Origin of the sequence: Vibrio sp. Vb2960 (assembly GCF_033337665.1) — a bacterium.
In the GTDB taxonomy this organism is placed as follows: domain Bacteria; phylum Pseudomonadota; class Gammaproteobacteria; order Enterobacterales; family Vibrionaceae; genus Vibrio; species Vibrio alginolyticus.
On the sequence record NZ_JAWORD010000003.1, the window covers coordinates 20,034 to 33,606 of the forward strand.

Sequence of the window (13,573 nt, forward strand, 5' to 3'; positions counted from 1 at the left end):
AAAAGATAGTAAAACGTTCGCAAATTCATTCGCGGTACCTAAAGTCATTGTTATGTTCAATTGGTTTGAAAAGCTGACCCAACCCTTTCCCCAGATGGAAACCGAAAAGCCACCGAAGACGCTATTTGGCTTTTGTCGTTTTTACACTCGTGGCTTTGAAGCCCCTTTACTCGTTATGGCTGTGTTCAGTGCGCTTATTGCCATTACTGAGGTGACGCTGTTGCGTTATATGGGCGAGCTCGTCGATATTCTCTCTAATCAAGATCGCGCAACATTCTGGCAAGACCAGGGTGATCGCATGCTAATGATGCTGTTCTTAGTGGCGGTTGTGATGCCAGCTCTCGGTTTTGTCCACTCAATGGTGATGCACCAAACGTTATTGGGTAACTACCCGATGTCTATCCGTTGGTTGATTCACCGTTACTTGCTAAAACAAGCGGTTGGATTTTTCCAGCGTGACTTTGCAGGCCGAGTTGCGACCAAAGTGATGCAAAGTGCGTTAGCGGTACGAGAAACGGTCATGAAGCTGGTGGATGTACTGGTTTATATCAGCGTTTATTTTCTTTCGATGCTCTGGATGATGGGCGAAGCCGATGGTTTGCTAATGTTACCTATTGTGATTTGGATAGGAATGTACGCGGTTATCCAGTTCTACTTTATCCCTAAAATGAAACAAGTAGCGACAGAGCAAGCGGATGCTCGTTCTGTAATGACTGGGCGCATTGTCGATTCTTACACCAACATATCTACCGTAAAGCTATTCGCGCACTCGCAACGAGAGTTGGAATACGCAGAAAGCAGCATGAAGCAATTTTTGGTGACGGTTTACCGCCAAATGCGCATGGTGACTTGTTTACTGTTTAGTGTGGATGCCATCAACTATTTGCTGCTGATGTCTATTAGTGCCATTTCGGTTTATCTATGGCTAGATCACGCTGTAACAATTGGTGCTATTGCGATTGCCATCAGTATTGCATTGCGCGTACAAGGTATGTCGAAGTGGATCATGTGGGAAGTTAGCGCACTGTTTGAAAACATCGGTACAGTAGTAGACGGTATTAATACGATTTCAAACGATGTTGAAGTGAAAGACGTACCAAATGCTAAGCCTTTGCAAATCTCCCAAGGTGAGATCTGCTTTGATCACGTAGGTTTTAACTACAGTGACGAGAAGGCGGTATTTGAGAACTTGAATCTGACTATCAAACCGGGCGAAAAAGTCGGCATTGTCGGTCGCTCTGGGGCAGGTAAGTCCACGTTGGTCAACTTGTTGCTGCGCTTTTACGACGTAAATAGCGGTAAGATTTGTATTGATGGGCAGGACATTTCTCAAGTCGAACAAGAGTCGCTTCGCCAACACATCGGTATGATCACGCAAGACACCTCTTTGCTGCATCGTTCAATTAAAGAGAACATTCTTTACGGTGATCCAGATGCTTCAATGGATGCCGTTATCGCAGCTGCTGAGAAAGCACATGCCCATGATTTCATTCAATCTCTACGAGACGAGCAAGGTAACGTTGGCTATGACGTTGAAGTGGGTGAACGCGGTGTGAAGCTGTCTGGTGGTCAGCGTCAACGTGTGGCGATTGCTCGCGTGCTGCTGAAAAACGCGCCAATTTTGATCATGGATGAAGCAACGTCTGCACTTGATTCAGAAGTAGAATCGGCAATTCAAGAAAACCTTGAAGTACTAATGGAAGGAAAAACAGTGATTGCGATTGCTCACCGTTTATCAACGATTGCCGCGATGGATCGTTTGATTGTGATGGATGACGGCAAAATCATTGAGCAAGGCTCGCATTACGAGCTGCTGCAATTGGGTGGGGTTTACGCTCAGTTGTGGAAGCATCAAACCGGCGGATTTTTGTCTGAGCAAGGTGATGCTCAACTGCAAGTCATCTAATATGACGCTACACGAAAGAGGAGCAAATGCTCCTCTTTTTTGTGTCTGTCGTTTATACCGAGTAAGTAGGCGTTAATGGGCAACGTTAACTTGTGATTATTCATTGAGTTAGGCTAACTTAATGATGATTATGTTTATAACTCACTGTCGTTATTGAATTTTTTACGCTTTTTTTACGCGAACTCCGAATGGGCTTTTGCTAAAGTTTTCTACATCGAATTTTGGTTGATGTATTTTATGTTTGTTCAATGGCGAGATAACACCTTTCTCTTTTCTACTACCGTGATTGTTGGTGCGGTTGTCGTCTCATGGCTGTTAGACCAACTGTTTGGCTCTACAGCCGCAGTCCTGCTGATTTTACAGTTAGCGGTCGTGGTAGTGGCGTTTCAATGCAACTCGCGATTCGCTTATGCGGCGGCGGTGATCGAAGCGTTGAGCTTCAACTTCTTTTTCACGACGCCTCGTTACTCTTTGCAGATGTTTCGTCCGGAAGACATTTTTAATTTAGTCGTGTTTATGGTGGTGGCTTTTATCACCAGCACCTTTGCGGATCTTTATCGTCGCCAGCAGGGAGAGTTAAAACAAACCAAGCTGCAAAACAGCATCCTGCTATCGGTGTCCCATGACCTACGCACGCCGCTAGCAACCATTATTGGAACACTGACCACACTCAACGAGTACATGCCCAAGCTCGATGACTTAGAGCGTAAAGAATTGCTCGACAGTGCGACTTCAGAAAGCCATCGCTTGCATCAATATATCGAGAACCTCTTACAGGCGACTAAGCTCCAGCACGGCACATTAAAAATTACCAAAAAAGATGAGCTGATTGCAGATATTGTGCGGGATGCGGTTTCTCGTTTGCCGAATTACACCGAGAAAGTGTCCATGAATATGGATGATTCCGTTGGTTATTTATCAGTAAGTCGTTCGCTCATCGAACAAGCTATTTTTAATGTGTTGGATAATGCCATGCGATTTTCACCAGAGAATGAATCTGTTGAGGTTTCACTTTCTAAACAGGGTTCGTCGTGCGTGATTGATGTTCGGGACATGGGGATTGGCATCAAAGCTGAAGATGCGGAAAAAATATTCAGCCTTTTCTATTCCGACGCGAACAACAAATCGGCCGATTCAGGCACCGGAATGGGACTCGCGGTTGCCAAAGGCATCATCATCGCACACCAAGGAGAGATTCAATCTATGCCAGTATCAGAAGGGACGCTGATCCGCATTCGACTTCCACTCAATCCAGGAGCAGAGCAGGCGTGAGTTACAAAGTTTTAGTCGTGGACGATGAGCCTCGCATTCATACCTTTATTCGAATTTCGCTGTCTGCTGAAGGGTTTGATTACATTGGCGCGAGTACCATTTCAGAAGCCAAAGCGTGTTTCGAAGCGCATTCGCCGCACGTCATTTTGCTAGATTTAGGCTTGCCCGACGGCGATGGGACGGAGTTTCTCACTACGCTTCGTCAGACCTATAAAACGCCAGTGCTAGTGCTGACAGCTCGCGATCAAGAAGAGGAAAAAATCCGCCTTTTAGAAGCGGGCGCGAATGATTACTTGAGCAAGCCTTTTGGCGTAAAAGAGCTCATCGCGCGCATCAAAGTGCTGGTTCGAGATTTGGTGGATGAGCAAACCGTCGCTGATGAGCTGGTGGCTGGCCGAGTCAAAATCATCAAAAGCACCCACCAATTTTGGTTGGATCAGAGGGAAATTCCACTCACCAAGAAAGAATTTTCTTTCATTGAACAGTTGATTCTCAAGCCGGGAAAACTCATTGAGCAAACTCATTTGCTAGCGGTGATTTGGGGAAAAAGTCATGTCGAAGACACTCACTACTTACGCGTGTTAGTGAGTCAACTACGCAAAAAACTGAACGATAGTGCTGACGAACAGCGACTTTTAAAAACCGAGCCGGGGCTGGGTTATCGTTTAGTGCTTGAGACGTCCAAGCACCACTAAATTCCAAATTTAATCAACGTTAATGCCAAGGTTTAGTGCTGGTTATCGGCACTCGAACAGGATTCGTGTTGCCTATTTTTCGTGACGGAAAATCAGCCTAGCCCTTAACGCATTAGCATTTTCTATACATAAAACACAGTTAGGGATTGATATGGCTCACTTTACAGTAATTGGTTTAGGGCGATTTGGCGTTGCCGCCAGCTTAGAACTTATTCATCTTGGACACACCGTAACGGGGGTGGATAGCGACCCGAAAATCGTCGAAAAATACGTCGAAGAGTTAACGCAAGCGGTCATATGTGACGCAACAGACGAAGGTGCACTCAGAGAGTTAGCGCTAGCGAACAGTGATGTGGTGTTGGTGGCGATTGGCGAAGACATGCAAGCCAGTTTGTTGTGTACGCTGGCGCTGAAAAATCTGGGTGTGAAATCTATTTGGGTCAAAGCGAGCACCAAAGCACACCACACCATAGTGTCTAAGCTTGGTGTACAACGCATTATTCATCCGGAAGAGGAGATGGGCGTAAGAGTCGCGCAGGCACTCAACTATCCGATGGTGAACAACTATTTGGAAATGGGTCATGGTTTGTATGTGGTGGAAATCCACGTTAAATCCAATCTGCACGATACGCCGCTTTCTAAGTTGATCAGCCGAGGCAGTTACAACATTCAGCCTATCTTGGTGAAGCGCGAAGAAGCCGTCTACACCAATATCAATGATGAGTTTGTGCTTAATGAGTTCGACACGCTGTTGCTTTGTGGTAGTCGCGCTGAGCTGAAATACGTCGCTCCAAGGTTGGTGTAACATGGTTTTGTGGCATCCCTCTATTATCCCCATCGAGCGAAAACCCAAAGCGGGCAAAAAATTGTTGGGCGCACCGCCATTAATACTTAGCCTCAGCTTTGCGTGCTTGATCATGCTCGGCACGGTTTTACTCAAACTGCCGATTGCCACCACAGAGCCCATCACTTGGATTCAAAGCCTGTTTACAGCAACATCGGCCATTACGGTGACGGGATTAGTTGTGGTGGACACGGGCACGGCGTTTACGCCTTTTGGGCAAGTGGTTATTGCTTTCCTGATTCAATGTGGTGGCCTAGGTTTGATGACGTTTGCTATCGTGACCTTGCTGGCTCTGGGCGGAAAAATTGGCTTTTTGGAGCGAGCAGTCGCGAGAGAGGCGTTCAACCAGACTGATTCATCGACACTCATTGCCACTGCTAAATCTGTATTGATGTTCGCTCTGCTCGTTGAACTTATTGGTTTCACTATTTTGAGCGTTTATTGGAGTGAAGAGCTGGGCTGGGAAACCAGTTTGTTCCATGGTTTCTTCTACACCATCAGTGCGTTTAACAATGCAGGTTTTGCGTTGAGTGCCGATAGCTTAATGCCTTACGTGGACGACCCGGTCGTTAACTTCACCATTACCAGTTTGTTCATTATTGGTGGTTTAGGCTTCTCGGTTTGGATTGACTTAAAACGCAATCGCCGTTGGCATCGACTCACCGTTTACAGTCGAATGATGATCTTAGGCACGATGATCATTAACGTGGTGGCACTTATCGCGATTTATCTGATTGAATATGACAACCCCAACACGCTTGCCCCGTTGAGCGAAGCAGGGAAATGGTGGGCATCGTGGTTTCAAGCGGTGACGCCAAGAACGGCAGGGTTCAACACTTTAGCTATCGATCAGTTGGAAGATGCCACAACGGCGATCATTCTGGTGTTGATGTTTATCGGCGGTGGATCATTGAGTACGGCAAGTGGCATTAAAGTTGTGACATTTATGGTATTGGTCTTGGCAACTTACAGCTATTTGCGTCGCGATGAAGCAACCTATGCCTTTCAACGCGAGATTCCCAAAGAGACCATCAGCAAGGCATTGGCGCTGACTCTGATCTCGGTGGGGGTGACTTGGTTTGCCATATTCACGCTGTTACTGACAGAGAAAGCGTCTATGTTAGACATTATGTTCGAAGCGGTCTCGGCACTGGGTACGGTTGGGTTATCGCGAGGCTTAACGGGCAGTTTGTCCGAACCAGGTGAGTTAGTGATCATCTTCATGATGTTTATGGGACGATTAGGGCCTCTTACATTAGCGTACTTCTTAGCCAGTCCAAGAAAGAAAAAAGCGCGTTACGCGAGCACTAAATTGGCAATAGGGTAAATGGGCTAACTCGAAGAAAGTGAGCAAAAGGCTAGGCAAAAGAGGAGTAACTGCTCCTCTTTTTGTGCGCGTTGTAGCCACGAAACTGTATACGGCAGTCTCTCTCACAACAATTTATGATTCATCTCTATTTTTTATCATTTATAAATTGTCGTTTTTGGGGTGTTGTCCAGAATGGCATTATCCACGTGCAACATAAGATTGCCGGGAATAAAAATAATTACAATACTGCCTTACTGGAAGATACATGAAAATCAAACCCCTCCCACCTTTAAATAGCCTCGTTGCGTTTGAAGCGTCGGCGCGGCACTTGAGTTTTACGTTAGCCGCTGACGAGCTAAACGTGACCCAAGGTGCTATCAGTCGCCAAATTAGACAATTAGAAGAATACTTAGGCAAGGCTATGTTCACGCGAGCCAATCGAAGCATTAATTTAACGCCTACAGGTCTTCAATATTATCAAGCTGTCAGCCAATCTTTGCTCGATATTGCTCAAATCACGGGTGAAGTGAAGAAATGGCAGGGCGAACAAAAGATCACGGTTGCGACGACAAATGCAATGGCAGCCTTGTGGTTGTTGCCTAAGGTTGCTCAATTTCAAAATGAACATGATGACATCGATATAAGAATATTGGCCTCAGATAATGTGTTGGACTTACGCCGATTAGATTGCGATCTCGCCTTGTTTTATTGTCGCACTCCACCTGCGGAAATGGATGTGACAACGCTATTTTCAGAAGAAGTATTCCCTGTGTGTAGCCCGCTTTATTTAGAGAAAATCGGCCAGCCTAGTGAGCCAGAAGAAATCTTCAATAAAACGTTACTCTATCTGGAAGAGTCTCAAAGAGATTGGGTGAATTGGGAGCAGTGGTTTGCAAGTGTGGGGTTGCCAAATATTTCGCCTCGTAATCGCATGAACATCAATAACTATCCAATGCTGTTACAAGCGGCAATTAATGGTCAGGGAATCGCGTTAGCCTGGGGGTCATTAGTGGACGACTATTTACAAAGCGGCGCTTTGGTTAGGCCAGTCGAACACGTGCTTTCAACACCTTCCAATTTCTCTATGCTTGAACCTAAAAATAGAGGTTTAATCCCAGCCAGCGTCAAACGTTTTAGAGAATGGCTTTTGCATCAGTTGCCAGATGAGGTAGGTGATCGAGGCTTAGCTTAAATCAATAAGCAGAGAAAATAACAGAGTTTGGTAATGTTAAAAAAGCGGGAGTACCAGTTCCCGCTTTGTTTTAATTGATTGATGAAACGACGCACTAACTTAGTACTGGTCCCTGATTAAGTGTGGAATCATCTTTCAGCGAGGATGTTGAAGCGATAGGCTCGGAAGCCACAGTTTTGCTTTCAACAAGCGGTTCAACAGGACCATCAAGTTTCTCTTGCTCTGGGTGAACGTGGTCTGGAAGCATTGCCCATGGCTTAGGTTCGCGTCGAATACTATGGAACAGCGTTAAGCTCATCACCGCGATAAAAATGGCGATAGGGAAACCGGCAATAATGGAGGCCGTTTGCATTGCTTTTAACCCTCCTGCGTATAGAAGTACTCCCGCAATGGCTGCGATCATGATCCCCCACAATACGCGTATAGAGGTAGGAGGCTCACTGTGCCCAGCGGCATCGAGGGTACATAGAACCAAGGTACCCGAGTCTGCGGAGGTAATGAAATAAGTACCGAGCAATAGACACGCAAGCACGCTAAGTAGTTTACCAAACATACCTGTATCTAGATTGTCGAATAGCGTAAACAAAGCGCGTGTCGTATCGGCTTTAGTCGCTTCAAGAATCGGGCCGCCAGAAAAATCCGCAGGTGGTGTTTGTTTGGCTTCTTGTGCCGCAGTGACTTGCTCTTGATGAGCAACACGAGCGTCTTGCTCTACCTTCAACGCTGCACCACCAAATACTGAAATCCATAAGAATGTGATCAGCGTGGGTACGATGAGAGCACCGCCGATAAGCTCACGTATTGTGCGTCCTTTAGAGATACGAGCTACAAACATGCCAACGAAAGGCGCCCAAGTCATCCACCAAGGCCAGTAATAAGCCGTCCACCAGTTTTGCCAGCCAGAGTCATTCTGTGCATCGCTCCATAAGCTCATACCGACAATGTTTTGTGCATAAAGCCCCGTGCTTTCAAGTAGCGTATTTAAGATATAGCGAGTTGGGCCAATATAAAGTACGACCAGCACGAGTGCGAGTGAAAGCAGCATGTTCCATTCTGATAAACGGCGAATACCTTTCCCTACACCAGATAGCACCGATGCAACCGCACAAGTACAAAGGGAAACGATAATAAAGAGTTGAATCCCCAAACTAATGTCTAGACCAAAGGCTTGATTCAAACCAGAGTTTATTTGGATAACTCCCATCCCCAAGGTTTGAGAGATACCGAAAGCAGTCACCGCGACTGTTAGGATATCAACCGTGTGCCCGATAGGCCCATAAATACGATCGCCAATCAAAGGGTACAAGATAGAGCGTAGGGTAAAAGGCAGATCTTTACGGTAGGAAAAGTAGGCTAATGCGAGTGCAACAATAATAAAGACAGACCAAGGATGTAGACCCCAGTGAAAGAATGTCAGTTTCATTGATGTTGTTGCGGCTTCATTGGTCAGGCCTTGAGTAAATGGGTTGTCAGCGTAATGCCACATCGGTTCGGCGACCGACCAGAAAATTAAGCCTATCCCCATGCCTCCGGAAAAAAGCATGGATACCCAAGACAAATAACTAAACTCTGGTTTTTCGTCATCTTTACTCAAACGAATATGTCCATATCGACTAACCATAAGGTAAAGAAGAAAACCGACAACGAGTGAAACAAGTCCGATGTAAAACCACTTCATATTCTGCAGCAAAATGCCGGAAATCGTTTCGAAGTATTGGCCCGCTTGGTTGGCGAGAATGGCGCAGAAAAGTACAAAACCGATAACGACGATCTTTGATGCGATTGTCACAGTCGGATTGAGTCCTTTCAATATCCCAGATGTTGCTCTCATAGGCATCCCTCACAGTGCGTTTGTTTTAGCGTTATTGTTTGTTGCGTTATTGTTAATTTTTGAAAGAGAGTAGAGAGAGGGCTTTTGTGTTTCAACTGATTAATACTCATCGGTTAATGAGTATTAATCATGACAAGAAGATCATTGTTAATTAAAAGGTTGTTTTTTGTTCAAGATCAATGCATGAATGACAAAAACTCATCCAAGCCCGGCGAAAAAGTCGTTTGTTTGTTGCCGGGTTGTTAATCAAAATCATCTCCACTAACACAACACGATGTTGTACGCACTGGATGCAACTCGACTCTCGGAGATAAGAATATGAGCAATGTCAACCAAACCATTATTCCTGTTGAACTTGTTGATAATGTACTGAACCCAATCAGTGAAGCAACAGGAATGCCGAATCAGGCCTACACCAGCGAAGAGTATTTTACTTTTGAGCGTGATCAGGTGTTTGGTAACACTTGGGTATGCATTGGTTTTGCATCAGACCTGCTTAAAAATGGTTATGTAATGCCACTTGATTTCATGAATCTTCCACTACTCATGATGAGAAATCGTCAAGGTGAAGTCCAAGTCTTCCACAACGTGTGTAGCCACCGAGGTATGAAGCTGGTTCATGAGGCAGGCGAAGTTCAAGGCATGATTCGCTGTCCTTACCATTCATGGACGTACGATCTTGACGGCAATCTAAAAGGCACACCACACATCGGTGGTATCGCAAAACACAAAGATGACCGATTTAAGTGTGAAAAGCATGGCCTTAAGCCACTTCGTTCAGCTGTTTGGATGGACATGGTATTCGTCAACTTATCGGGCAAAGCAGAAAGCTTTGAAGAGCATATCGCGCCGCTAGAGCAACGTTGGCAGCAATTCTTAGGTGAAGAAGGATTAGGGCTTCTTCGCCGCGTGAACATGGGTGGCAACTTAGAGATAGAAGTGAAAAGTAACTGGAAGCTTGCCGTAGAGAACTACTGTGAAGCTTACCACTTACCTTGGGTGCATCCGAGTTTGAATAGTTATTCTCGCCTAGAGGATCACTACAACATCATGTTTGCAGAGCGTTTTGCTGGCCAAGGTAGTCTCGCATACAACCTCTCTGATACTGCAGGAACACACTTACCTAAATTTCCAAGCTGGCCAGAAGATAAACTGCGTCATGCAGAATACGTTGCACTCTTTCCAAACGTGTTGCTTGGTATTCAAGCCGATCATGCCTTTGCGATGATGATTGAACCAATCACTGCGAATAAGAGTGTTGAGCACCTACGTGTTTTCTATGTGGGTGATGAAGCAACGAAAGATGAGTTCGCTGCGTGCCGTACTGCTACCGTTGAGTCATGGCGAGTCGTATTCGGCGAAGATATTGGAGCGGTCGAGGGCATGCAGGAAGGTCGTTACTCACCTGGCTTTGGTGGTGGTGTGTTCTCACCAGAAATGGATGTTCCGACGCATTTCTTCCAAACCTGGTTGGCAAAGCAAGTGAAAGCGGCACTGGAGCAGTAATATGATGCATTACCTTAATTATATTGATGGTGAGTGGTGCGATTCAGAGCAAGCGCTGACCGTCATGAACCCTGGCACAGCCGAAGCGTATGCGACGATTGCAGAAGCCACTATCACCGATGCCGACCGCGCAATGGCAGCGGCACGTCGAGTGGTCAAGCAAGGTCTTCTTTCGGACGTTCGTCCAGCCGTCAGAACCGAGTGGATGTTAAAAGCCGCCGCGGCTATTCGTGAAATGGTTGATGAAGGTGGGCTAGTTGCCTGCCGTGAAAATGGGAAATCTTTGCAAGATGCCAAAGATGAGTTTTTAGAATCGGCACGTTACTTCGAATACTACGCTGGCATGGCCGACAAGCTGGAAGGCACGTCAATTCCGTTGGGTAAAGACTATGTCGACTTCACTCAATATGTGCCGTTTGGCGTGTCAGTGCAGATTGTGCCGTGGAATTTCCCAGTTTCTATTTGTGCACGCTCATTAGCACCTGCATTAGCTGCTGGTAACGCAGTGGTGATCAAATCGCCAGAGATTTCCCCACTCGCTATGACGTTGTTGATTAAAGCGATTGAAAAAGCGGGCTTCCCAAAAGGCACGATTAACTTGCTATGTGGCAAAGGCTCCGTAGTTGGCAGCCACTTGGTGCAGCATCAAGATGTTGATCAAATTGTCTTTACAGGTTCTGTGCCGACCGGCCAACGCATACTGAAAGATTCAGCGCAACGCGCTACTCCATCGGTGATGGAGCTGGGTGGTAAATCGGCCGCTATCGCACTGAAAGATGTGAGTCTCGAAACGCTTTTACAAAGCGTTCAAGTCGGTATTTTCTTTAACGCTGGTCAAGTTTGTTCGGCAATGTCTCGTTTGCTAATTCAAAAAGAGCGTTATGAAGAAGTAAAAGCGGCGGTTGTGGAAATGGCAAAAAGCCTAACCATTGGCCAAGGCGAAAGCCAGCCGGATATAACACCGTTGGTATCGGCTGATCAACAAGCGCGCGTGCTTGAAATGATAGAACAAGCAAAAGCCGACGGCGCGAACATCCTAACGGGTGGCTACGCCCCTGATTTGTCGGGTTACTTTGTGGCACCGACGGTGATTGAAGCCTCACCAGATATGCGTATTGCTCAAGAAGAAGTGTTTGGTCCTGTACTGGTAATTACGCCGTTTGAAACCGATCAAGAGGCTGTTGAAATCGCGAATGGCACCGATTTTGGCCTAGTCGCTGGTGTCTTTGGTGAAAGCCTAAACCAAACATTGCGTGTGGCGCAGCAACTGCGTGGTGGGCAAGTGTTCATCAATGAATGGTTTGCTGGTGGTATCGAAACACCATTTGGTGGCGTGGGCTTGTCCGGTTTTGGGCGAGAAAAAGGACAAGAAGCGATTTATAGCTATGTCCAGACACGCAATATTGCCATTCGTTTGCAGCAAGACAGCAACGTATAGGTACCGTGTAACTGTATTTTCATCACCTCGTACCGGCTTGGATTTCAGACCACAAGCTAGGGCGAGGTTGATGGAATCACAACAAATCTGACAACGGTTTGTAAACACGGAAATTCTGAACAAGGTAGTTGGAGTATAAGTGATGAGAAAGTGGCTCTGTATTATTTGCGGCTTAATCTATGATGAAGCACAAGGTTGGCCATCCGATGGCATTGCACCAGGAACAGCATGGGAAGATGTACCGGATGACTGGTTATGTCCTGACTGTTTAGTGGGTAAGGCCGATTTTGAAATGATCGAAATCACCGACGATGCGCCACTAGAAGAGGTTGCAGCTGTGTCTTCGGTGTCGGTAGAAGCGTCTGTTCAGCCAAATACGGCTCAGCCTCTTCCATCTGAAGTTATTCAACCTGTATTCTCAAATGACCCTATCGTTATCATCGGTAGTGGCCACAGTGGTTACCAGTTGGCGGCGGCACTTAGAGCGCAATCTGAGACGGTTCCGATCACTGTCTTTACCGCTGATGATGGCGCTTTGTACAGCAAACCAGCATTGTCTAATGCACTGGTCATGAATAAAGACGGCGACGCGCTACAAAGTGAGAGCGCGTTGGAGTGGGAAAGCCGTCTCAATATCCGAGTTTACCCGCATACCCGTGTTGAACAGATCGATCGTGCCAATTCAACGTTACATACCTCCATCGGTAAATACGCCTACAGCCGCTTGGTACTGGCAACAGGTGCATCACCGATTGAAATCCCAATTGAGGGCGATCGCTCTTGGGTTATGAGTGTGAACGACTTAGTTGATTACCGCCGTTTCAGAGCGGAGCTGCAAGACAAAAAGCGCATCGCGATCCTAGGTGATGGCTTAATTGGCTGTGAGTTCGCAAATGATCTGATCGAAAGCGGTTATGAAGTAACAGTTATCGGGTTGGGTCAATGGCCAATGGAGCGTTTGATCCCGCAACAGTTGGGTGAATCATTACAAAGCGCACTTGCCGATCGAGGCGTGCAATGGGCTCTACAAGACAGTATCACCAGAATCGAACCAAGGTCGGAATCTAGTGCGGTTTTACATCTAAACAGTGGCAAGCAGATTGAAGCAGATCTAGTGCTGAGCGCGGTTGGACTCAAGCCAAATGTTTCTCTGGCTGAGCAAGCAGGGCTCGAAGTGGGCCGTGGCATTAAAGTGAATCAATTCGGCCAGACGAGTGATGAGAATATTTACTCGCTAGGTGACTGTGTTGAAACTGAGCAAGGTTGGCAGCCCTATATTGCACCGATTAATCAAATGATCCCTTCTGTAGCGAAAAGCTTGCTAGGCGATGTCGCCCCTATCTCGTTAACACCAACTCCAGTGATTGTAAAAACGCCGATTCTTCCACTCACGATTTTCCCGGTAGCCGCTGAAGAACAGGGACAATGGTACATCGAGAACCAAGCAGATGAATTGACCGCTGCGTTTTATTCACCAGAAGGAGCAATGCTCGGTTTTGCGTTGCTAGGAAGAAAAGTACAGTCATTACGCGGCCCTTGGCTAGATCAATTGTCATTGAAACTGTCAGCAGCGTAGCGGA

At 46.4% G+C, this 13,573-nt stretch carries 10 protein-coding genes and 1 pseudogene; 10 read left to right on the forward strand and 1 reads right to left on the reverse strand.

Annotated elements, in window-relative coordinates; all coding sequences use genetic code 11:
- Positions 1-52: 52 nt before the first annotated feature.
- The 6 genes from R7O03_RS03405 to R7O03_RS03430 all read left to right on the forward strand — a co-directional run bounded on the left by R7O03_RS03405 (position 53) and on the right by R7O03_RS03430 (position 7,218).
- Positions 53-1,906, forward strand: a complete 1,854-nt coding sequence (locus R7O03_RS03405; protein ID WP_042521744.1) for an ABC transporter ATP-binding protein — start codon at positions 53-55, stop codon at positions 1,904-1,906.
- Positions 1,907-2,134: 228 nt separating this feature from the next.
- A complete protein-coding gene (locus R7O03_RS03410) occupies positions 2,135-3,178 on the forward strand; it encodes a DUF4118 domain-containing protein (RefSeq protein WP_318131542.1) in 1,044 nt (347 codons plus the stop codon).
- Positions 3,175-3,873, forward strand: a complete 699-nt coding sequence (locus R7O03_RS03415; protein ID WP_213912065.1) for a response regulator transcription factor — start codon at positions 3,175-3,177, stop codon at positions 3,871-3,873. The genes R7O03_RS03410 and R7O03_RS03415 overlap by 4 nt, the downstream gene beginning before the upstream one ends.
- 151 nt (positions 3,874-4,024) lie before the next feature.
- On the forward strand, positions 4,025-4,678 hold the full coding sequence (locus R7O03_RS03420; protein WP_005375180.1) for a potassium channel family protein: 654 nt from the start codon (positions 4,025-4,027) through the stop codon (positions 4,676-4,678).
- Between the two features lies 1 nt (position 4,679).
- Positions 4,680-6,044 (forward strand): TrkH family potassium uptake protein, encoded by a 1,365-nt coding sequence (locus R7O03_RS03425; protein WP_047123275.1) that lies wholly within the window; start codon positions 4,680-4,682, stop codon positions 6,042-6,044.
- Between the two features lie 247 nt (positions 6,045-6,291).
- Positions 6,292-7,218 carry a LysR substrate-binding domain-containing protein gene (locus tag R7O03_RS03430; protein WP_054578636.1) on the forward strand — a complete coding sequence of 309 codons (927 nt, stop codon included), beginning with the start codon at positions 6,292-6,294 and terminating at the stop codon, positions 7,216-7,218.
- Between the two features lie 94 nt (positions 7,219-7,312).
- Here the strand turns inward: R7O03_RS03430 and R7O03_RS03435 are convergent, their stop codons facing one another.
- Entirely contained in the window at positions 7,313-9,049 is a 1,737-nt protein-coding gene (locus R7O03_RS03435) for a BCCT family transporter (RefSeq protein WP_308387845.1), read from the reverse strand.
- Positions 9,050-9,367: 318 nt separating this feature from the next.
- On the opposite strand from R7O03_RS03435, the gene R7O03_RS03440 reads away from it, so the two are divergent.
- From R7O03_RS03440 to R7O03_RS03455, 4 genes and pseudogenes are all read left to right on the forward strand, one after another.
- On the forward strand, positions 9,368-10,555 hold the full coding sequence (locus R7O03_RS03440) for an aromatic ring-hydroxylating oxygenase subunit alpha (RefSeq protein ID WP_017635305.1): 1,188 nt from the start codon (positions 9,368-9,370) through the stop codon (positions 10,553-10,555).
- Between the two features lies 1 nt (position 10,556).
- Complete coding sequence (locus R7O03_RS03445) at positions 10,557-11,993, forward strand: aldehyde dehydrogenase family protein (RefSeq protein ID WP_318131491.1); 1,437 nt, start codon at positions 10,557-10,559, stop codon at positions 11,991-11,993.
- A gap of 142 nt (positions 11,994-12,135) precedes the next feature.
- Positions 12,136-12,297, forward strand: a pseudogene (locus R7O03_RS03450) (rubredoxin); the annotation flags it as partial.
- Entirely contained in the window at positions 12,286-13,569 is a 1,284-nt protein-coding gene (locus R7O03_RS03455) for an NAD(P)/FAD-dependent oxidoreductase (protein ID WP_318131543.1), read from the forward strand. The pseudogene R7O03_RS03450 and the gene R7O03_RS03455, both read left to right, overlap by 12 nt.
- Positions 13,570-13,573 lie beyond the last annotated feature (4 nt).